This window comes from Arthrobacter sp. CAN_A6, assembly GCF_015751715.1.
GTDB lineage: Bacteria > Actinomycetota > Actinomycetes > Actinomycetales > Micrococcaceae > Arthrobacter_D.
Genome location: NZ_JADOUV010000008.1, coordinates 41,599 through 61,351, shown reverse-complemented (window position 1 = coordinate 61,351; position 19,753 = coordinate 41,599). Strand labels below are relative to the sequence as shown.

18 protein-coding genes are annotated in these 19,753 nt (G+C 64.8%); 10 read left to right on the top strand and 8 right to left on the bottom strand.

What is annotated here, in order from left to right; translation table 11 throughout:
• Positions 1 to 12 precede the first annotated feature (12 nt).
• The 6 genes from IWX75_RS13495 to IWX75_RS13470 all read left to right on the top strand — a co-directional run bounded on the left by IWX75_RS13495 (position 13) and on the right by IWX75_RS13470 (position 7,335).
• Complete coding sequence (locus tag IWX75_RS13495; RefSeq protein ID WP_196822767.1) at positions 13 to 375, top strand: hypothetical protein; 363 nt, start codon at positions 13 to 15, stop codon at positions 373 to 375.
• Positions 376 to 412: 37 nt separating this feature from the next.
• Positions 413 to 727, top strand: coding sequence for a Sec-independent protein translocase subunit TatA (tatA, locus tag IWX75_RS13490; protein ID WP_196822766.1), 315 nt, complete (start codon positions 413 to 415; stop codon positions 725 to 727).
• Positions 728 to 774: 47 nt separating this feature from the next.
• On the top strand, positions 775 to 1,560 hold the full coding sequence (gene tatC, locus IWX75_RS13485) for a twin-arginine translocase subunit TatC (protein ID WP_196822765.1): 786 nt from the start codon (positions 775 to 777) through the stop codon (positions 1,558 to 1,560).
• Between the two features lie 52 nt (positions 1,561 to 1,612).
• On the top strand, positions 1,613 to 4,432 hold the full coding sequence (locus tag IWX75_RS13480) for a DEAD/DEAH box helicase (protein WP_196822764.1): 2,820 nt from the start codon (positions 1,613 to 1,615) through the stop codon (positions 4,430 to 4,432).
• A gap of 60 nt (positions 4,433 to 4,492) precedes the next feature.
• Complete coding sequence (locus tag IWX75_RS13475) at positions 4,493 to 6,124, top strand: amidohydrolase (RefSeq protein ID WP_196822763.1); 1,632 nt, start codon at positions 4,493 to 4,495, stop codon at positions 6,122 to 6,124.
• Between the two features lie 473 nt (positions 6,125 to 6,597).
• Positions 6,598 to 7,335, top strand: a complete 738-nt coding sequence (locus tag IWX75_RS13470) for a polyprenol monophosphomannose synthase (RefSeq protein ID WP_196822762.1) — start codon at positions 6,598 to 6,600, stop codon at positions 7,333 to 7,335.
• A 100-nt stretch (positions 7,336 to 7,435) separates the two neighbouring features.
• Here IWX75_RS13470 and IWX75_RS13465 read toward each other — a convergent pair whose 3' ends face one another.
• On the bottom strand, positions 7,436 to 7,783 hold the full coding sequence (locus tag IWX75_RS13465; protein WP_026533428.1) for an RNA polymerase-binding protein RbpA: 348 nt from the start codon (positions 7,781 to 7,783) through the stop codon (positions 7,436 to 7,438).
• 227 nt (positions 7,784 to 8,010) lie between these two features.
• Complete coding sequence (locus IWX75_RS13460; RefSeq protein WP_196822761.1) at positions 8,011 to 8,847, bottom strand: putative RNA methyltransferase; 837 nt, start codon at positions 8,845 to 8,847, stop codon at positions 8,011 to 8,013.
• Positions 8,848 to 8,948: 101 nt separating this feature from the next.
• Here IWX75_RS13460 and IWX75_RS13455 point away from each other — a divergent pair, with 101 nt between their 5' ends.
• The gene (locus IWX75_RS13455) at positions 8,949 to 11,129 is read left to right on the top strand and encodes a S9 family peptidase (protein WP_196822760.1); all 2,181 of its coding nucleotides are present in this window, start codon (positions 8,949 to 8,951) and stop codon (positions 11,127 to 11,129) included.
• Between the two features lie 23 nt (positions 11,130 to 11,152).
• On the opposite strand, the gene IWX75_RS13450 is transcribed toward IWX75_RS13455, so the two are convergent.
• Positions 11,153 to 11,803, bottom strand: coding sequence for a peptide deformylase (locus IWX75_RS13450; RefSeq protein WP_442858984.1), 651 nt, complete (start codon positions 11,801 to 11,803; stop codon positions 11,153 to 11,155).
• A 395-nt stretch (positions 11,804 to 12,198) separates the two neighbouring features.
• Here IWX75_RS13450 and IWX75_RS13445 point away from each other — a divergent pair, with 395 nt between their 5' ends.
• Positions 12,199 to 12,504 (top strand): hypothetical protein, encoded by a 306-nt coding sequence (locus tag IWX75_RS13445; RefSeq protein WP_196822759.1) that lies wholly within the window; start codon positions 12,199 to 12,201, stop codon positions 12,502 to 12,504.
• A 343-nt stretch (positions 12,505 to 12,847) separates the two neighbouring features.
• Entirely contained in the window at positions 12,848 to 13,441 is a 594-nt protein-coding gene (locus tag IWX75_RS13440; RefSeq protein WP_196822758.1) for a hypothetical protein, read from the top strand.
• A 187-nt stretch (positions 13,442 to 13,628) separates the two neighbouring features.
• Here the strand turns inward: IWX75_RS13440 and IWX75_RS13435 are convergent, their stop codons facing one another.
• The gene (locus tag IWX75_RS13435; RefSeq protein ID WP_334684347.1) at positions 13,629 to 14,108 is read right to left on the bottom strand and encodes a class I SAM-dependent methyltransferase; all 480 of its coding nucleotides are present in this window, start codon (positions 14,106 to 14,108) and stop codon (positions 13,629 to 13,631) included.
• A 375-nt stretch (positions 14,109 to 14,483) separates the two neighbouring features.
• On the opposite strand from IWX75_RS13435, the gene IWX75_RS13430 reads away from it, so the two are divergent.
• The gene (locus IWX75_RS13430; RefSeq protein ID WP_334684346.1) at positions 14,484 to 15,008 is read left to right on the top strand and encodes a tetratricopeptide repeat protein; all 525 of its coding nucleotides are present in this window, start codon (positions 14,484 to 14,486) and stop codon (positions 15,006 to 15,008) included.
• A gap of 467 nt (positions 15,009 to 15,475) precedes the next feature.
• On the opposite strand, the gene IWX75_RS13425 is transcribed toward IWX75_RS13430, so the two are convergent.
• Genes IWX75_RS13425 through IWX75_RS13410 form a run of 4 tightly spaced genes read right to left on the bottom strand, consistent with a single transcriptional unit; the run spans position 15,476 to position 19,693 of the window.
• Positions 15,476 to 16,579: a zinc-binding dehydrogenase gene (locus tag IWX75_RS13425; protein ID WP_196822757.1), complete on the bottom strand. Its 1,104-nt coding sequence runs from the start codon at positions 16,577 to 16,579 to the stop codon at positions 15,476 to 15,478.
• Complete coding sequence (locus tag IWX75_RS13420; protein ID WP_196822756.1) at positions 16,576 to 17,595, bottom strand: Gfo/Idh/MocA family protein; 1,020 nt, start codon at positions 17,593 to 17,595, stop codon at positions 16,576 to 16,578. Before IWX75_RS13420 ends, IWX75_RS13425 begins: the two co-directional genes overlap by 4 nt.
• On the bottom strand, positions 17,592 to 18,719 hold the full coding sequence (locus IWX75_RS13415; RefSeq protein WP_334684345.1) for a glycosyltransferase: 1,128 nt from the start codon (positions 18,717 to 18,719) through the stop codon (positions 17,592 to 17,594). Before IWX75_RS13415 ends, IWX75_RS13420 begins: the two co-directional genes overlap by 4 nt.
• A gap of 2 nt (positions 18,720 to 18,721) precedes the next feature.
• Positions 18,722 to 19,693 (bottom strand): glucosyl-3-phosphoglycerate synthase, encoded by a 972-nt coding sequence (locus tag IWX75_RS13410; RefSeq protein WP_196822755.1) that lies wholly within the window; start codon positions 19,691 to 19,693, stop codon positions 18,722 to 18,724.
• Between the last annotated feature and the right edge of the window lie 60 nt (positions 19,694 to 19,753).

Below are 19,753 nucleotides of genomic sequence, written 5' to 3'. Positions count from 1 at the left end.
TAGACTGGGCAGATGCCTTGGTGGTCGTGGATCGTAATCTGGGTTGCCCTGCTGGCACTCACCGCACTGTTTATCCTCTTTCTGGGATTCCGCGTTTTCCGCGGTGCCATGTCGACGCTTCGTGAGTTCGAAGGCGCCGCGGATCGCCTTCAGGTGAACAGTGGGCGAACCATGACCGACAACGACGATAAGGATGGTCATGGCGACGCCGGTGAATCCGCCTTTCTTCCTGCGGTCTTCTCCACGCCCGAGGCGGTCCGGACGGCCAATGCGCTCGGTAGGACGGGGCGGGTGGGCCGGCGAAGGGCCACCCGTGTCCGGCTCCGGGCCGAGCGGAACCAACCGCAGCTCCTGCGTGACATGCCGCATCTTTGACCTAAACTAAAAGGGGATCAACGAGAGGAACCTGATCATGAGGCCTGAAGGCTGGACAATCGTCGTCGTCATCGTCATCGCTATCCTGTTGTTCGGTGCACCGAAGCTTCCGGGCCTGGCCCGCAGCGTCGGCCAGTCGCTGCGGATCTTCAAGTCCGAGGTGAAGCAGATGAAGGATGAGAACAAGTCCGACGACGGCGCCGAGCCGACCGTCGAGGGCAGGATCGTGGACCACACGCCCTCTTCCGGAACGTCTCCCGGGACGGCTTCGAACCAGCCGTATAACGCGCCGAGTGCCACCGGATCCCCGGTCCCACCGAATCAGGGCAACTCCCCGACGCACACCCAGTAACGCAGGTGGCCAGCGCGAAGGGGCGAAAAGCCAATCCTGAAGGGCGGATGGCCCTCAAGGAACACCTCAAGGAAGCTCGAAACCGGCTCTTCAAGTCCGCGATCGCCGTCGTGATCTGCACCGTTCTCGGATTCCTGATCTACGAACCGGTCCTGGAGGCGCTCTCGGCCCCGGTGGTCGATATCAACGAGCGCGAGGGCCGTAGTGCCGCGCTGAACTTCGACACCGCGGGCTCTCCCTTCGACCTGATGGTCCAGGTCTCCGTTTTCCTCGGTCTGATCCTCTCGAGCCCCATCTGGCTGTACCAGCTGTGGGCGTTCATCACCCCCGGTCTGAAGACCAAGGAACGCCGTATCTCGCTGTCCTTCATCGGAGTTGCCGTCCCGCTGTTCCTTGCGGGGATCTTCCTGGCCTGGCTGATCCTGCCCAACGCCGTGCGCGTCCTGACGGACTTCACCCCCAGCGGCTTCTCGAACATCATCACCGTGTCGGTCTTCATCACCTTCGTGCTCCGCCTGATGCTGGCCTTCGGCATCGCCTTCCTCCTGCCGGTGGTGCTGTTCGGCCTGAACATGGTGGGACTGGTCTCCGGCCGGCAGATCCTGAAGGCCTGGCGGATCACCGTTTTCCTCGTCTGCCTCTTCGCCGCCATGGCCGCACCGGGCGCCGACGCGATGAGCATGTTCTACCTCGCAGTTCCCATGCTCCTCCTGTTCTTCGTGGCGATCGGCCTGTGTCTCCTCAATGACAAGCGCCGCGCCCGACGCACCGCCATCCGGGAAGCCGACGTCGCCGCGAACGCCGACCAGGCATCCTCGCTCGAGGGACTCTGAGCGCCCTACAAATCTGGTGTAGGCGGGAACCCCGAACGTCTAGGGTGGAAGAATGAGTACCCCAGCAGAGCGCTATCAGGCTGCCAAGGCGCGCGCCTCACATTCGCGGACGGACCTCTACCGCTTCGAGAAATCCCTTCGGTTCGAGCTCGATCCTTTCCAGCGGGAAGCGTGTGAGTTCCTGGAGGCCGGTAAAGGGGTGCTCGTGGCTGCGCCAACGGGTGCCGGCAAGACCGTCGTCGGCGAGTTCGCCGTCCACCTGGCATTGCAGCGCGGTCTCAAAGCCTTCTATACGACGCCGATCAAGGCGCTCAGCAACCAGAAGTACTCCGAACTGGCTGCAACCCACGGCGCGGACCGCGTAGGCCTGCTCACCGGTGACACCAGCATCAATGCCGACGCCGACGTCGTCGTGATGACCACCGAGGTGCTCCGCAACATGCTGTACGCCAACTCGGACACCCTCGACGACCTCGGCTACGTGGTGATGGACGAGGTCCACTACCTGGCGGACCGCTTCCGCGGAGCCGTGTGGGAGGAAGTCATCATCCACCTTCCCACCGAGGTGAAGGTCGTGTCCCTGAGTGCCACGGTGTCCAATGCAGAGGAATTCGGAGCGTGGCTGGACACCGTGCGCGGCGACACCGACGTCGTGGTGTCCGAACACCGGCCCGTGCCCCTGTGGCAACACGTCATGGTGGGCCAGGACATGCTCGACCTCTTCGCCGGCGACATCGCATTCGACGAGGCGGCTCCCGCAGGGCCCGAGCCGGGCGCGGACAAGCGTTACGACGTCAACCCTGAACTGCTGGAACTCGCCAGCAGCGAAGTCCGGCTGAACCGGCGCGCCAACTGGGGATCGGGCAGCGGCCGGCGCGGCCGTAACCAGGGCCGTCGCGGACCGCAGGAGTCCCTCGTCCGCAGGGCAAGCCGCCCCCAGGTCATCACCGCGCTCGACCGCGCCGACCTGCTGCCCGCCATCACCTTCATCTTCTCCCGCAACGGCTGCGAGGCGGCGGTGGGCCAGTGTTTGCACGCCGGGCTGTGGCTGACCACGGAGCAGGAGCGCGCAGTGATCAGTGAAACGATCGATGCCGCCACCCTCGATATTCCCCGTGATGACCTCGAGATCCTGGGGTTCTGGACCTGGCGCGAGGGGCTGTTGCGCGGTTTCTCCGCCCACCACGCGGGGATGCTCCCGACGTTCAAGGAAGTAGTCGAGAAACTCTTCGCCGCCGGACTGGTCAAGGCAGTGTTCGCGACCGAGACTCTCGCGCTCGGGGTCAACATGCCGGCGAGGTCGGTGGTTCTCGAAAAGCTCGACAAGTTCAACGGGGAGGCCCACGTGAACGTGACCGCGGGCGAGTACACCCAGCTGACCGGGCGGGCCGGCCGGCGTGGTATCGACGTCGAAGGCCATGCTGTGGTGTTATGGCAGCCCGGCACGGATCCGGGTGCGGTGGCCGGCCTTGCCTCCCGTCGTACCTACCCCCTGAATTCGAGCTTCCGGCCAACCTACAACATGAGCATCAACCTGATGGCGCAGTTCGGCCAGGAACGCTCGCGCGAGATCCTCGAGACCTCCTTCGCGCAGTTCCAGGCGGACCGCTCAGTGGTCGGCCTGGCCAAGCAGGTGCGCAGCAGGGAGGAATCGCTCCAAGGGTATGAGAAGTCGATGACCTGCCACCTCGGGGACTTCCGGGAATACTCCGGACTGCGCCGCGAGTTGAGCGACCTCGAGTCCCACGCCTCCCGCGACAGGTCGAAGTCGCTCCGGTCCGCTGCCGAGGCTTCCTTGGAGGCGCTTCGTCCCGGGGACGTCATCGACGTGCCGGGCGGGCAGAGCCAGGGATACGCTGTGGTCCTCGACAGCGATTCCTCGCGTGAACCCCGGCCGACGGTGCTCACCCTGGAAACCCAGATCCGCCGTATCGGCGCCCAGAACCTCGACGGGCCGGTCGAGATCCTCTCGCGCATCAAGATCCCCAAGCACTTCAGCGCACGCAGCCCGAAGGACCGGAGGGATCTTACGTCGTCGCTCCGGAACGCCCTCGCCGAGAAGCGTCCGCCGCGCCGCGGCGCGGGACGTACCGATGGCTTGCCGTCAGCTTCGGCCGCTGCTGAGGAACGCGCCATCTCCGAACTGCGGCGCCGCCTGCGGGCCCATCCCTGCCATGGCTGCAGTGACCGTGAGCAGCATGCGCGCTGGGCGGAGCGATGGTGGAAACTCCGCAAGGAAACCGATCGCATCGCCGGACAGATCCGGGGCAGGACAAATACCATCGCCAAGACGTTCGACCGCGTGTCGGAGGTGCTGGCGCATTACGGGTACCTCCAGGAGGACCCCGAAGGTCTTCGGATCAGCGCGGCGGGACAGAAACTCCGGCGAATCTACGGTGAGAAGGACCTGCTGATAGCCCTCTCCGTCGAGCACGGCGCCTTCAGCGACCTCGATGCCGCCGAGATGGCCGCAGTGGCCTCAGTACTGGTATACCAGGCGAAACGCGAAGAGCGGGGTGTCCGCCCGGTCCTGCCGAGTGTGGCACTCGAGGGGTCGGTCGAGACCATCATCCGCCAGTGGTCGCAACTGACAGACCTGGAGGAACAGCACCGGCTGCCGGTCACCGGTGAGCCCGAACTCTCCCTCGTCTGGCCGATGTACAAGTGGGCTCAGGGTCGCTCCCTCCAGGCGGCGTTGAGCGGCACCGAGTTGGCCGCCGGTGACTTCGTCCGCTGGTCCAAACAGGTGATCGACCTGCTGGATCAGCTCGCGAAAATCCGCGACCTCCCGGAAGGAATGCACGCCACCTGTGTGAGGGCCATTCGCCTGGTTCGCCGCGGCGTGGTGGCATACTCGAATATCAGTGAGTAAGACACCGGCGCACAGGACACTGCCGCTAGAATCCGAGCCAAGAGAGCATCCCCGACACCCATGACAAAACCCCTCCCGATCCTGTACCGCAACGGCTCCGTCTACAGCCCCGCAGATCCATTTGCGACGGCGATGCTCGTGGACGGTGACACGGTAGCCTGGGTCGGTTCCGAACACGCTGCCCAGAACCTGACGGGGGAGGGCGTCCGCACCGTCGACCTCGACGGCGCGCTGATCACGCCGGGCTTCGTCGATTCACACGTTCACACCACCGAAACGGGAATCGCCCTCGGTTCCCTCGACCTGTCCGGGTGTCCCTCCCTCGCGGATCTGCTGCGGAGACTCTCCGCAGCGGCCGCGGACCGGGAAGGGACCCTGCTCGGCTTCGGGTGGGATGAATCGCGGTGGCCCGAGAAGCGTGTACCCACTGCCGCCGAACTGGACAACGCCACCGGTGGCCGGCTGGTATACCTGGTGCGCGCGGACGTGCATTCCGCGGTCGTGTCCGGCGCCCTGGCCGCTGCACTCGACCTTTCGGCGCTGGACGGTTGGGACGATGGTTTCGTGGTGCGGAGCGCGCATGTGGCAGCACGCTCGGCCTCCCGCAGCCTCACCCCGCAACAGCGCAGCATTTATCAACGAGCTGCCCTGGGCTTCGCCGCCTCCAGAGGCTACGTCGCCGTCACCGAGATGGCCGCGCCGCACATCGCTCCGCAGGAAGACCTCGAGGGCCTGCTGCTCATCGACGGGACCTCGCAGGAAGTCCCGCTCCCTGTCGTGATTCCCTACTGGGCCCAGCAGGTGGAATCGGTTGAGGATGCCCGACGGGTGATGGCGATGTTCGGCGGACGGCTCGCAGGACTCGCGGGTGACCTGAACGTGGACGGCTCCATCGGGTCACGAACGGCTGCCCTCAGGGCACCCTACGCGGATGATCCGGGGAACTGCGGGCACACCTTCCTGGCGGACGACGCGGTGGCGGCGCACCTCACGGCGGCTACTTCCGGCGCCTTCCAGGCGGGTTTCCATGTCATCGGTGACGCCGGGCTCGACAGCGTACTTCGCGGTCTCGATGCTGCGGCCTCGGCGCTGGGAGTCGAGGCTGTGCGGCGGTCCGGCCACCGGTTGGAGCACGTGGAACTTCTCGACGACGAAGCCATTGCAGCGCTGGTGCGCTTCGGGGTTTCCGTCAGTGGCCAGCCTGCTTTCGACGCCGCGTGGGGCGGCACCGGTGAGCTGTATGCCCAGCGGCTCGGCGAGGAGCGCAGCTCGGGGATGAACCGGTTCGCATCACTCCTGTCGGCGGGAGTTCCACTCGCCCTGGGTTCGGACAGCCCCGTGACGCCGCTCGACCCCTGGGCTTCCGTGCGGGCATGCATCTCCCACAACACCCCGGCCGAACGGATCTCGGCCCGTGCAGCCTTCATTGCCCATACCCGTGCCGGGTGGCGCCTGGCCGGGTTCCAGAACCCGATGCGCGGACAGCTTGCCCCCGGCGTCCCGGCGTCCTATGCCATCTGGGAGGTCGACGAATTGATGGTGCAGACGGCGGACGACCGCGTCCAGTCCTGGAGTACGGACCCCCGTGCGGGTACGCCACTCCTGCCGGCCCTTGACACCGAGAATCCGCCGAGGTGCATCGCAACGGTCCACGACGGGGTGGCGCTGTTCAGCTCCTCCGACCTGTCCTAGGTTGCTGCCATGACCGGTGCCACCGGGCATCGGCCCGGAAATAGTTCTCCGAAGCCCACCATGCGCTGACCTGCAAGGAGAGACGTTTCCCCACGTCAGGGCGCCGTTGACACTCCCTTCGAAGCACGTAAGCTTTTGACCTACGGGTTGGAGGATCTCCTGGAACGGGAGGCCCGGCCGGCTACCACTCGACCGATTCAGGCGCTGCAGCACAAGCGCATGAATCGTGCTGGCCGGTGGCCGCCGGCACCTACGGGAACAGGTTTGCGCGTCAGTAGAAAACAGAGCCGGGAGTATCCGGTTCAGGTACGAAGGCGCGCGAACCTGTTCGCCCCGCTGCTGCGGCCAGCCGGGCGACCGGCACCGGCGCGAGAAACCCCTATACGGAGCCGTCCCATATACTTGCGGTTTGGCTCTGAAAACGGAGCTCCCCCGTGCGCTCCCGCGCATTTCGCTGGAAAGGCTCCGAACGCGTGCGTGTTGTCACCATCATCCCTACCTTCAATGAGATCGAATCCCTGCCGCTCACCCTTGCGCGGCTGCGGAAGGCGGTTCCCGAGTCGGATGTCCTCATCGTCGACGACAACAGTCCCGACGGGACCGGGGATTTCGCGGACGACGCCGCCGCATCGGACCCACAGGTTTTCGTCCTTCACCGAGCTGGTAAGGCAGGGCTGGGGGCCGCCTACATCGCGGGGTTCCGCTGGGGGCTTGACCGGGACTATGACGTCCTCGTGGAGATGGACGCAGATGGCTCGCACCGGCCGGAGGAGCTTCCCTCGCTGCTCGCAGCGGTCGACAGCGCCGATCTGGTCATCGGTTCACGCTGGGTCCCCGGCGGAAGCGTCGTCAACTGGCCGGCCCACCGGAAACTGCTCTCGCGCGGCGGCAGCACCTACTCGCGCGCGATGCTCGGATTGCCGGTGCGTGACATCACGGCCGGATTTCGGGCATTCCGTAGGGAGACCCTCGAATCCCTCGACCTCGCCTCGGTCGAGTCGGTGGGCTACGGGTTCCAGGTGGACATGACCTTTCGTGTCGCACGGCTCGGGAAAACCATCACGGAAGTTCCGATCACCTTCGTGGAGCGTGAACTCGGCGCCTCCAAGATGAGCGGGAATATCGTCTTCGAGGCCATCGGGAACGTCACGAAGTGGGGGCTCTCTGCGCGCTGGGCGAAGCTGGCGGGGCGCTTTCGAAGCAAGGCGTAGCTTCTGGACGACGGCGCTCCCGGACGACGGCAGAAAAAGAGCCGGTACCCACCCTCTCGGGCGGATGCCGGCTCTTTCGCCCGTAAACCGGGGAAATATTCTAGACTGACTGCTTTTCGCCCCGGCGTTCCCGCAGGATCGTCAGGCGGTCCTGGAGGATCTGCTCGAGCTCCTCGACCGACCTGCGCTCAAGGAGCATGTCCCAGTGCGTTCGCACCGGCTTGTCGTTCGAGGTGTCCGGCTTCTCACCGTCGACGAGGAGAGCTTCCTTGCCCGTCTTCGATACCCACACCGGCGGAATTTCCGCTTCGGAGGAGAACGTGACGAAGACACGTTCGCCGTCCTCGCAGCGGTACTCGACGCGCTGCCGGGGAGCCGGCTCGACACCGGATTCTGTTTCCATGCTCTGCGCACCAAGGCGCATACCGCGAAGGCTGCGATCGCTCATATTTTCTCCTACTCAGTGAGTGGCGTACGGCCGGGCCGGCACCGCCGTGCTGACCCCTGCGGAAAGACCCGCCTCGCGGCGATGCACTCCGGCTGAAGCTGCACTCTTTACAACACCGCCGTCAGCGGCAATGTTCCCACCGGGTAGTTCGATCCCGGCAAACACACAACTATACCCGATCGGCGCCACCATGTTCGGTGTGCGCCCTGTCCGGGACTTGAACCTGTTCAAGCATGGACGAATGCCTGCACCGTGAAGGCTGCGCTCACGCGCTGGTGACCCTCAAGGCGTTCCACGGCGGCGTCAAGCTGCCCTTGTTCGTAGTGCCGCGCGGCCGGGCCCATCAGAATTGCGGACTTAACGGCAGCGGGGGAGAGGTCCATATCGAACTCGAGGCTGTTCCGTTCGATCTCCTTCAGGGAACCGGCCAATGAATCCACCACGTCACCGGCCTTCCCGTCGGGAACCTGCAGCAGCAACGCCTGTTCCCTCAGCTCGGCGAGATGGCCGGGTTGGGGGGTGACCACCAGCAGAACCCCGTTCGGGCTCAGCACCCGGGAGAATTCAGCAGGATTCCTCGGAGCGAAGACATTGAGCAGCAGGTCCGCCGACCCGCTCTGCAGGGGCAACTGCTTCCAGACATCCCAGACCAGGCTCACGCCGTCGGGAAGCCGCCGTGCCGCTCGCCTCAGCGCGAATTTCGAGATGTCGAGGGCGACGGGAATGGCGCCCGGGAACCGGTCGGCGACAGCGCGGAGGTAATAACCGGTTCCGGCCCCGGCATCGACGACGGTGCTGGCGTGGGGCGCGAGCCTCGCCGCTGCCCCTGCGAGTGTATTCCGCAGGGGTTCGTAGTGCCCGCCGGACAGAAAGTTCTCCCGGGCCTCGACCATTCCCGCGCTGTCCGCTTCGAACCGGGTGCCACGTCCGGTAAGGAGATTGAAGTAGCCCTGCCGAGCGGCATCGAAACGGTGACCGCTGGAACATGCGAGCAAGTCGGGGTGTGCGTCCACGGCGGCTCCGCACACAGGGCACAGGAGGATCTCCCGGGTGGAAAGGGGCATGCTTCCATCCTATTCGTGCTCCGTGGCGTTCCCGTCTGCGGGGAACCGCCGGAGCTTCCTGGAGCGTTGCCGCAGGCGGAGCCGCAGTCTAGTCTCGAAGGGTGAATCCCGATCAGTTGAATCTCCTGTCTTCCGTAAGTACCCCGACCCTCCACCCCGAAGGATTGACAGCCGTTGTCGCGGTGACCCGGCCGGATTTCGACGCCGACAGTTATGTCGGCCAGCTGTGGGAGATCCGGCTTGCCGATTCGCGGCGCCGCAGGATCACGCGCGGTTTCCGGGATACAGCGCCCCAGTACTCGCCCGACGGCACCATGATCGCGTTTCTCCGCGCGCTGCCCGGCGGCAAGCCACAGCTCCAGGTCATGGCGAGCGCCGGCGGAGAGCCCATCGCCCTTACCGACCAACCGCTCGGTGTCGGTAGTTTCGCTTTCTCCCCGGATTCCCGACGGGTGGTGTTCGAAGCCCGCGTCCCTGAGGAGGGGCGTTACGGAACCGTCGACGGCGTGTCCGGCGGCCTCGAGGATCCCCGGCTCGTGACGATCAACAAATACCGGATGAACGGGCTCGGGTACACCGCAGACAAGCGGCTACAGCTCTTCCTCGTCGAGGTACCGGATCTCGACTATGAGCCTTTCGTTGAGCCGGTGGGTCGCGCCAAGGCCGCACTGGACCAGGCGAAGTCGGATGCAGGGCGCGCCGCGGGACCTGGCAATGCCGTCGCCCACCCTGCCGGCCCCGGCACCGACAGCTCCGACCCTGCCGGTTCCAACATCGGCGGCACGGGCTCCGGTGGACCGAACACCGCGGTGCCCGCCTCACGCCAGCTGACATCTGCTGATGCCGACCACTCGATGCCCCGGTTCACAGCGGACGGCGGACGGGTGCTCTTCACAGCGGCCCTTGCCGATGACGCCGACACCACCCTCGTCACCGATGTGTACTCGATCGCATTGGACGGCACGGACCGGCAGAAACTCTCGAATCTCGGCGAATCCCGGCTCAGCTGCGGAGCGGCTGGGGAAAGCCTGGACGGTGCCTGGCTCTACTACCTCGGGACCGACGTATCGTCCTCGGGACTCGACTTCGTGGCACGCAACACGGCACTTTACGTCGCGCCGACAGTAGACCCGGCCGACGTCCGGCGCCTCACCGATCCGGAGGGCTCCGATCTGTCGGCAACGGAGTCCGGCGTCGTGCCGCATTCCGACTCCTCCGTCCTGGTCCTCAATCAGACTCGTGGCACCGTTGAACTCCTGGAGGTGTTCCCGGACGGCCGCCACGAACTCCTGGCCGACGGTCCGCTCGTCGTCACCGGTGTCGCCTCCGCCGCAGGCACCGCCGTCGCCTCATATACCGATGCGGTGACCATGGGCGACGTCGGGCTCGTGCACCACCAGGCGCTCGTCACACTGACTGACTTCTCGGCACCGCTCCGGGATTCGGTTCCGGTGTTCGCTCCGCTGGAGGAGAGTTTCCCTGCGCCGGACGGCACCGCCGTCCACGGCTGGGTTGTGCTTCCGGAAGGAGAAGGACCCCATCCGGTCCTCCTGACCATCCACGGGGGACCGTTCGCGCAGTACGGCTGGGGCTACTTCGATGAAGCGCAGGTCTATGCGAGGGCCGGCTACGCCGTGCTCCTCTGCAATCCGCGCGGATCCGCCGGCTACGGACAGGCCCACGGCCGCGCGGTCAAGGAGGCCATGGGGACGGTGGACCTCCAGGATGTGCAGGCCTTCCTGGACGGCGCGCTCGAAAAGTACTCCTCGATGGACAAGGAGCGCCTCGGCATTCAGGGCGGTTCCTACGGCGGCTACCTGACGGCGTGGGCGATCGCCCACGACCACCGGTTCACCGCGGCCATCGTCGAACGCGGGTACCTGGATCCGCCGTCGTTCGTGGGCTCCTCCGACATCGGCTGGTTCTTCTCCGAGGAATACACGGGCAGTGATTCCGAGCGCGTCGCGGCGCAGAACCCCTTCGCCCATCTAGCCGCAGTACAGACGCCCACCCTGGTGATCCACTCGGAGGAGGACCTCCGGTGTCCCATCGAGCAGGCACAGCGCTACTACACGGCGCTGAAGAAGCAGGGAGTACCGACCGAGCTGTTGATCTTTCCCGGAGAAACCCATGAACTGTCACGCTCAGGTTCGCCCTGGCACCGACGGCAGCGTTTCGAACACATCCTGCGGTGGTGGGCTGCCTGGCTCCCCAGCAGGGTCAACAAGCCGTCCCCGCATTCCGACGCCGCCTCCGAAGGTGCGGCGCCGGAACGACGGTAGCGTCCGCCAGCAGGAACTACGCCCTAGAACTGCAGTTCCGCCCGGGCGCCGTCGATGCCCGGTTGGGACCATCGCCGTGCATGTTCGCCATTGTCGGTGAGGGACCTCAGCAGTGCCTTGTCGAGGTAGAGCGTGCCGTCGAGATGGTCGGTTTCGTGCTGGGCGATGCGTGCGGGCCAGCCCGAGAACCGCTCAGTCACCGGGCGGCCGTCCGGCCGGGTGTAGGTGAGGTCGACGTCGCGGTGCCGCTCGACCACGGCCTGGTAGCCGGGCACGGATAGGCAACCCTCGTAGAACGCCGCGGTGTCGGCCCCGGCGGCGGCATAGCTCGGGTTGATGATGGCGAGGAACGGCAGGGGAGTGCGCAGGCGGAGTGCTGCGACGTCGTCGTCCTCGACGCCCTTGTCCTCCAGCACCGCGATGCGGAGCGGAATGCCGATCTGGGGCGCTGCAAGGCCGACGCCCGGGGCGGCATGCATGACGCGGCGCATGGTGTCGAGGAGCAGTTGAAGGACGGCGTCGTCGAACTGTCCGTCGAACGGCAGGGCCGGTGTTCGAAGGAGCGGATGTCCCGCGTGGACGATCGGTGGCAGCTCGGAGGACAGAACGCTGTCGACGATGTGCCGGAGGTCGACCTGATGAACTGGCGAAGAGAAGGATTGAGAAATATCCACATAGTAAGCAGAAGGATCACTACTGCTGGTACTAGTTATGTCAGGTAGGTTCGCGGGGCGGGCCCCGATAGTGGCCGCCGATGATCCAAGCTACTCCGTCCCAACTCGATCCGCGTGCTGCCGTCGACGGCACGGGAACGTCCTTTGCCGATGTCGACAATGCTCGGGGTCGGCCGGCCCGGCAGGTCAACCGATGGTTCGGTGCAGGGAGCGAATCCGGTGCCGTGGGCACGAGGTAAGTGAGCAGGAACGGCTGTTTTGCCGGGACCACTTCCCGGCCTTCCGGTTTCGCCGATAATCCACATTATGTCAACTTGAAGTGATCCAATTGCAGAATCTGCAGATCAGGACATAGTGATACGTCCCCATACTGCGGAAATGGGCAGGCCACCGGCATGATACCGACCGAGGATCTAGTCGATCTCCTGGAAGAACTAGGTATTTCCACCGGGGTGAATCTGGATCTGCTGATCGAGGCGGTCGTTCTCGCTGAAAATATCGTAGGGCGTCGTCTCGACGGTCACCTTTCCAAAGCGGGTGCGCGTCCCCGAGGAAAAAAGCTCTATCCGATGGATCTGCCCTTCATCGAGACCCTCGAGCAGGCCCAACACTTCCGTCTCGGCAAAGATGTGTACCAAGGTGCCCTGTCACCGTGGGCGAAACCTATCCACTCTCCGGCCCGCGATGCCTTGGAGAATTGAGTAAAGCCAAGTAGGGACGCGGTGCACAGGCACTATCGGTGGGAGCGGCGCTCAGTGGCGTGAACAATTTGGAGAGCGGAATCCGAACGCGAGAGGCGATCTACCAGAAAGACTTGCTCGGTCAGGGCGTTCAACCGGTTCGAAGAGGCGCGCTTCATCGCGTGGACAGAGGCGGCCGGCAGCGTCGCCAACCTTTCCATATCTGCCGTTCCCGGCCCCCAATGCCGGCATCAAGGCACTGATCGTCCGGTGTGCGAAGCTCGTCCGCGTACTCCGCAGTGCGCACTTCAAGTGCCGATACCCTGAGGGATAGCGATACGACCACCTGACGGAGAGAACAACCATGGAAGCATTGCAACGCATCGAGCGCTTCGCCGTAGCGCAGAAGATCACGATGATGGTGAACCGCTATGAGATTCGGGCGGTCGATTCGCAGGGTCGACCCGGCGGCCTGCTCGCAGTCGCACAGCAGAAGCGGATGACCTTCAAGGAAGAGGTTACGTTCTACTCCGACGAGTCCAGGCACACCCCGGTCTTTTCCTTCAAGGCACGCCAGAGGCTGGATGTGGGCGCGACCTACGACGTGCTGGACGCGCAGGGAAATGTCCTCGCCGGTTTCCGCAAGGACTTCGGCAGGTCGTTAATGCGCTCCACCTGGCACCTGGACGCGCCGGGGGTGCACGCCGTCGGAAGGGAGCGCAGTGCCGGGGTGGCCGTCGCCCGCCGGGTCTGGGATCTCGTGCCATTCGCGGAAAGTTTCCCCGCACCGTTTCTTGTCCACTTCAACTTCGTCGACGAGTCAGGGCAGGTGGTCATGACGTCCCGGCGCGGCCGCTCACTACGGGACCGGTACGACGTTACGGTGCCGGGCTCCAGCCTGGACGGCCGGGTTGCTGCCGCCATGGCGGTCGCCCTAGACGCACTTCAGGCGCGGTGAGGTGCCGGACCTCAGCTATGAGTCCGAGCGTCATCAGTTCCATCACTGCACCTTCACTCCCTGTCGATGCAGACAGACCAGCCCGGTCTTCATTGACGACGAGATCCAAAGTACCGCAGCACGCGCCCGGATAACCGGGCTTTGCGCGCGCCGGTGGCCGCAAAAGCATCCATCGTACGAATTCGGTTCAGCCGATGCGGCGGGCAACTATCGCCGCGTGCGGCCGGTGGGCCCCGTCGACCCTTCGGTGACTTTCCAGCACTTCGAACCCAGCCGCAGCGATCACGAGGGACAGCTCATCGACGGGCCAGAGGTACGCGGGAGCAACGACATGGGGAAACATCTCGATGGCTGGACCGTCGAAGAATCCCAGCAGGAGTCCTCCGCCCGGCCTGACGCAGCGAGCGAACTCCTTGAAGGCCGAGGCCGTCTCCGCTGGGGCCAGATGAATAATCGAATACCACGCGAGGATCCCACTGATCGACTCATCCGCGGCTCCGAGGGCATCGAGGGACCCAACCCGGAACGCCACGTCAGGAAACCGCTCCTTGGCTTGATGGACAAACTCCTGTACGAGATCGATGCCCTCGACTGAAGCGCCGCAGTCCTTAAGGAAATTCGTCCACTGTCCCGGACCACACCCTGCGTCAATGATCAGACCGTCCATACCTTCCGCCCAGGACGCAATGAGCGACCTGTCCGCCTGATGCGTAGATTCGATATTCCCCAGGAGCTCCGTGTACTCCGCTGCACGATTACGATAAGCCGCGCGAATGTCGGCGTGGATCACGGGGTCAGCTTTTGCATCCACTATTTAGTGCCACCCATCTGCATGTTCGAGCCGCAACGCTGCGCGTTCGATGGCCGGCTCCAACCGTGGCCGGACCACCGCCGGGCTGATATACCTGTCCCCCGACTCCGAAGGCAACGGCAGACGGGCACTTGGAGCTCGGGGCCTTCCGGTCGGTGTCCTCTAGTCCCGTTATCATCTTCCGGGTGAAGTTATCATGGCACCGAAGCGACGAACGGGTTGGGGGTCTACATGCGTGAAGCGAATGCGGAAGAAGAGATGGCAGGCATGACGTGGCACCAGAGAATTGACCGCTTCTATGAGCAGGACTTCGACGACGACGATCCGCACGGCTCGATCACGAGGATGCGGGATCTCCTCTCCGATCGGCCAGAGGGCGACGCGGAGGCTCTGTTCGAGTTGGCTGGGGTGCACGATGCTTTGGGGCTCGAAGACGAAGCAATCCCGCTGTACAGGCGGGCCATCGGAGCGGGACTTGAGGGTACGAGCGGGTCACGTGCGTCCATTCAACTCGCGAGTAACTTACGCAACGTTGGTGAGTCGGCCGAGGCAGTGTCGCTTCTTGAATCGATGCGTGATGCCGGTATCGACGAAGGGGCACGCCAAGCCTTCCGTGCCTCGGCGCTGCATGACGAAGGCAGACACGGGGACGCGCTGAGGACAGCACTACTGGCACTCATCCCCACGCTCGAGGGCTACCAGCGGTCCCTCTCCGCCTACGCAGCAGAACTGCCGAGTACCGTCACGAAGCCCTGAACCGTCTCGTGCGGCGGACGGAGACGGATCCGCCGACGGGATGGCCCCCGACGACGTCGCTTCGACCTCAATGTGGTTGAACCCGAATGTTCGGTTCGGTGTTCGTCCGGAATGACGTACTCCCCCGAGACCTGGAACGACATTCCGAGACAACGAGCTCGAAGCGAATGGAACGGCCGCGCACTTGAGGCAATACTCCTCTGCGAGGTGATCCGCCGAGATGAAGGCTGGCCACCCCGACCCCCGTCGCGTCTTCAATTGATCCGAATTTCCCTGCCGGACACTCAGCAACTCTTCGGTACTCGATCCAGTGAAGTTCATCGACACATCTGATATTCAGCGGTACGGACCCGCGATCAACGGCAGCGTTGCCTCCATCCGCTCCCTTGAAGGAAGCTAAGCACCTACGGCGGATGATTTCCGCTGAGGGATCCCCTCGCAAAATCATTCGGGCTGGCAATACGTGCTTACAGGTATGCGGGGGCTACAGCGAAAACGGCGGTCAGAACATGCCTTTGGCGCTGGGAGACTTCATGAATCAGCAACGGTGCGTCGTCGTAGGGTACGACATCCGTAATCAGGTGCTTGCGAATCATATCGCCGTGGGAGCGGAGTAACTTGATGGTTTCGGAGGAGAGCCGGGCACGGTCCCAGTGCCCCGCCAGGCCGCGGGGAACCCTGCCGATCTGTGCGCAGCGCAGGCTCAATCCGTTGTGATGAAACTCTTCGCCGAGGCGCACGGCGTCCGCTCCGCTGGTGTAGAAGGCCAGATCGATGATGCTTCCTTGAGGGCGGGAGGCGCGGAGGGCGGCATGGAGCGCTTCGGGGCGTCCACGGCATTGGAAGACGACATCGGCCCCCCGGTCTGCTGGGCCATGGCGCCACCGTGCCTTCAGTAGCCTGCCGGGGTCATCCTCCAGGTCCAGGGCAAGGAAGCCCAGTTCTTCCGCTGTTCGGCGGCGGCGCGGGTCCGAGTCTGCGACGGCAACCTCGCGTGCGCCGAGGGACCGGGCGAACAGGGCGGTGAGAAGTCCGATGGGACCGGCACCAGTGACCAGCACCTGACGTCCGTCCACGCCGTCGGCAAGACCGCGAACCGTGCCTCCTGTTGCCTCCGCTGCCGCATGCAGCAGTCCGTTGGCGCAGATCGGCCCGAGATGCGCCACGAAGACGCCCAGTAGCGGATCAAGGTCCTCGCTCAGCAGCACCAGATGCTCGTTGAGCGGGTCCGCCACATGCACGGTGGCGTGCCCGTACGCACAGGCAAGGACATCTCCCTCAGAAAATGCGGCAGTTCGTGATTCCGCTACCCGGGCGACTTCCATATAGCCGAGCCGGCGGATTGGGTAGGCAGTGCCGGCGGAATGCGGCAGAAATAGGCCCAGATCGGCATCCAGGCTCGACCGCAGCCCCGGATGGTCCCCTTTCACGAAGGCAAGCTCGGTGCCCGCGGACAGGCCGGTGACAAGGGTTTCGAGCAGCAGTCCGCCCTCGGGAACTTCGGGCAACTGCTCCTCGATAATCTCCAGGGCTCCAGCTGCCGGGATGATGAGGTTGCGGCGGCGGTTCATGCTCTTGCTCCGTGGACTGCGGACCGCTCCTGGGGCAGCTTCACGGGCAGTCCGGTGCGGGCCGATTCGGCGATGGCGCAGCCGAGACGGTGACTGCGCAGGGCCTCGGCATAGGGGGTGCGTGTGGCTTCCCGCTCTCCGCGTACGGCTTGGATGAATTCCCGGTCCACCGTTACCCGTGGATCTTCCGCGCTTTCCAAATCCGTTCGGGAAGTGCCGTCGAAGCTGCTGAGGCCGGCCTCGGACAACTCCAGGTACAGGCCACGGCTCACGGTGTGCAAAGCAGCCCGGTGCTTGGCGGCCAGCACGGACGTCGCAGCCAGCGTGGCCACCGCTCCGGAGGCGAAGCGCATCGTGGCCGCCGTCGCGTCGTCGACGTCATCCGGCTCCTGGCCGGCCCTGCCGGCTGCCTCCGTCTTGGCTTCTGGAGTGCTCCGGACACCTGCGGCGTAAACCTCGACGACATCGCCGAGGAGGAAACGGGCAGCGTCCAGAACGTGGGTCAGCTGTTCCACCACCTGGCCCCCGGAGCGGTCCACCCGGCCCCACCACGGGACCGGCGGACGCTTGTCCAGCCAGTAACCGTTGGCCAACAGGGCAGGTGACTCTGCCAGCAGGTCCCGTGCGTGCTCCATGGCATCCATGCAGCGCCAGTGGTAACCGGTGCCGGTGACTACACCGGCAGCCTCGACGAGCACGCCAATTTCTTCCGCCGTTTCCCGGCCCAAGCCGACCGGCTTCTCCACGAACAGGGGCAGACCCCGGGAAAGTGCGGCGCGCTCCCCCGAACCGTGCGCGAAAGGAGGAACGCAGATATAGGCAGCATCCGCGTCCGTGAGGTCCAGCGCTGTATCGGGGTCTGTAAAGGCCTGTGCGTCCAGTTCGCGGGCCAGCTTTTCCGCCGCCGCCGGATGGGCATCGGTGACACTGGTGATCCGGACGCCCAGCTGCTGCAGGGTACGCACATGGCGTTGCCCAACGGAACCGGCTCCAATAAGAGCTACTTTCACGGTCACTGAGTCTCCTGGAGGATCTGGTCATATAAACGCAGGTAGCTGGCGGCCATTGCCTCTGGCGTCCAAACGGACGCCGCCTCAATGCAGTCCTCGGCACGGATACTGTCCAGTTTCTGCAAGAACCCTGCCAGTTCCGGTTCACCGGCGGCAAGAAACCCGGTACGGCCGTGCTGCACCAACGAGGGCAACACCCCCAACGGTGTGCCAACGACGGGAACGCCCCGTGAGAGGGCTTCCAGCACTCCGGTCGCCCCGGGCTCGGCCCATCGGTTGGGCGCCAGTAGTACCCGGGCGGAACGCAAAACGCGTTCCTTCGCTTCACCACCGACACCCCCGATCCACCGGTGCCGGTGTCCGTCAAGCAGCGGACGAACCTCGTCCTGGAAATAGATGACATCGGGGTGGGACGTCAGGTGGGCGTCACCGGCCGCAAGGCGGCGGTCCAGCTCAGCAGGATCATCAATGCCGGCGACCGGTCCGGCGAGCACCAGCGGCACCCCCGCCTGCCGGCAGATCCGCACGGCCGCATCCTGCCCCTTGTCCCTGGTGATGCGGGCCAGCACCAGGGCATGGTCTGCTTTATCCACCCGAACCTCTAGTGCCGGCGGGGCCGCAAGCGGGACGACACCAACGATCTGGCGGCGCAGTGCCTCCGGTGCACGGTCCAGCTGCGACTGCGAGACCGCGGCGAACCGGATACGACCACGACCGTCGAACGCCTCATAGAACGCGCCATGCTTAGCCAGGTCCCAATGCAGTGTCTGCAGCACCGGCGGGGCTGCCGTACCCATGGCGGCAAAGACTGCAGGCCCCACGACTTCGAGGTGATCATGGACAAGATCCCAGCTGCCGCCGTCGGAGATGGCCTGAACAATCCCCTGCATCTGGGCGTGGGCAATACCTGAAACCTGGTTGTAGGGCCGGGCGATCGAGGCGAACTGCGGCTCAGCCAAGGGATGCAGGTAGCTGTCGGCTTCGATCGTGCTGGTGCCGACGGTAGCCAGCGTGACATGAACGCCGGCGCGGCGCAGTTCGGGAATGAGCGTGGCGATGACAGTTTCGATGCCCCCGTAGCCGGAGGGTGGGACGGGTAGCCACGGGCCGGCATTCACGAGAATCCGCATACTCAAGCCCACTCACCGGTCATGGACCAGTGCTGTCCGACCTCAAGCATTGGCGGGCGTTCGGAAACCCCGATGACGGCGGTGTCACCGATGTAATCTTCGCCGTTCCGCAGGAACTGGGTCAGCTCCACGCTGCGGGGGGCAGCCGGGGCAAGCCCGCGCCGGTGCAGCCGCGATTGAACGGTGAGCTGAATCTGCATCGCCATCTTGGCCAACTCGCCATCGGTCGAGTTGCGGTGGCGGCGTTCTCCGAGGTCCACCTGGGCCATACCGCCCAGGCCCACTGTTTCCAGCACATCGATCAGCATGCCGATCTCGACTCCATAGCCGGAGACAAAAGGGATGCATTCGAGCAGGCTGCGGCGGCCGGCGTACTCTCCTGCCAACGGTTGGACGACCCCGGCCAATTGAGGCCAGAACAGGTTCAGCAGGGGACGCGCCACGAGTTCGGTCACACGGCCACCCCCGGCCGGCATAATCGTGACCCCATCATCAAGTGGGCGGTCGTAGTAGCTCTTGACGAAGTGAATCTGCGGATCGGTCAACAACGGGCCGAGCAGACCGACCGCGAACTGCGGGTTGAACCCCTGCAGATCCGCGTCGATGAACACGATGATCTCCCCCGAAGCGATCGCCAGGGACTTCCACAGCGCTTCGCCCTTGCCGGGGATGCATCCGGTGTCCGGCAGGATCTGGTCCTGGTGCGCGATCATGGCTCCGGCGGCCGCCGCTACCGCGGAGGTATCGTCAGTGGAGTTCGAATCGATCACGATAATTTCATCCAGCAGCGGCAGCTCTTCCATCAACTCGGTGCGCAACGCGGTGATGATCGCTCCGATGGTAACCGACTCATTCTTCGCCGGAAGCACCACGCTGACGCGTTGACCTTGCTTGCGCGCCGCGAGTTCCTGCCGGTCGAATACGCTGCCCTGGAAGCTTCGGGCCGAATACCAATTCTGAACCTCTGTCCGCATGCTGGTTGCCTCTCGCCAAGCGTGCCGGTGGATCCGGGCCCGGCTATGGATAGGATCAGA

Excerpts from the sequence above, each read along its gene's own strand:
- IWX75_RS13465 (WP_026533428.1), bottom strand. The coding sequence starts at position 7,783 with ATGAGCGATCGCAGCCTTCGCGGTATGCGCCTTGGTGCGCAGAGCATG.
- IWX75_RS13435 (WP_334684347.1), bottom strand. The coding sequence starts at position 14,108 with ATGGACGGTCTGATCATTGACGCAGGGTGTGGTCCGGGACAGTGGACG.
- IWX75_RS13430 (WP_334684346.1), top strand. The coding sequence starts at position 14,484 with ATGCGTGAAGCGAATGCGGAAGAAGAGATGGCAGGCATGACGTGGCAC.
- tatA (WP_196822766.1), top strand. The coding sequence starts at position 413 with ATGAGGCCTGAAGGCTGGACAATCGTCGTCGTCATCGTCATCGCTATC.
- IWX75_RS13415 (WP_334684345.1), bottom strand. The coding sequence starts at position 18,719 with ATGCGGATTCTCGTGAATGCCGGCCCGTGGCTACCCGTCCCACCCTCC.
- IWX75_RS13445 (WP_196822759.1), top strand. The coding sequence starts at position 12,199 with ATGATACCGACCGAGGATCTAGTCGATCTCCTGGAAGAACTAGGTATT.
- IWX75_RS13480 (WP_196822764.1), top strand. The coding sequence starts at position 1,613 with ATGAGTACCCCAGCAGAGCGCTATCAGGCTGCCAAGGCGCGCGCCTCA.
- IWX75_RS13425 (WP_196822757.1), bottom strand. The coding sequence starts at position 16,579 with ATGAACCGCCGCCGCAACCTCATCATCCCGGCAGCTGGAGCCCTGGAG.
- IWX75_RS13410 (WP_196822755.1), bottom strand. The coding sequence starts at position 19,693 with ATGCGGACAGAGGTTCAGAATTGGTATTCGGCCCGAAGCTTCCAGGGC.
- IWX75_RS13460 (WP_196822761.1), bottom strand. The coding sequence starts at position 8,847 with ATGCCCCTTTCCACCCGGGAGATCCTCCTGTGCCCTGTGTGCGGAGCC.
- tatC (WP_196822765.1), top strand. The coding sequence starts at position 775 with ATGGCCCTCAAGGAACACCTCAAGGAAGCTCGAAACCGGCTCTTCAAG.
- IWX75_RS13440 (WP_196822758.1), top strand. The coding sequence starts at position 12,848 with ATGGAAGCATTGCAACGCATCGAGCGCTTCGCCGTAGCGCAGAAGATC.
- IWX75_RS13475 (WP_196822763.1), top strand. The coding sequence starts at position 4,493 with ATGACAAAACCCCTCCCGATCCTGTACCGCAACGGCTCCGTCTACAGC.
- IWX75_RS13495 (WP_196822767.1), top strand. The coding sequence starts at position 13 with ATGCCTTGGTGGTCGTGGATCGTAATCTGGGTTGCCCTGCTGGCACTC.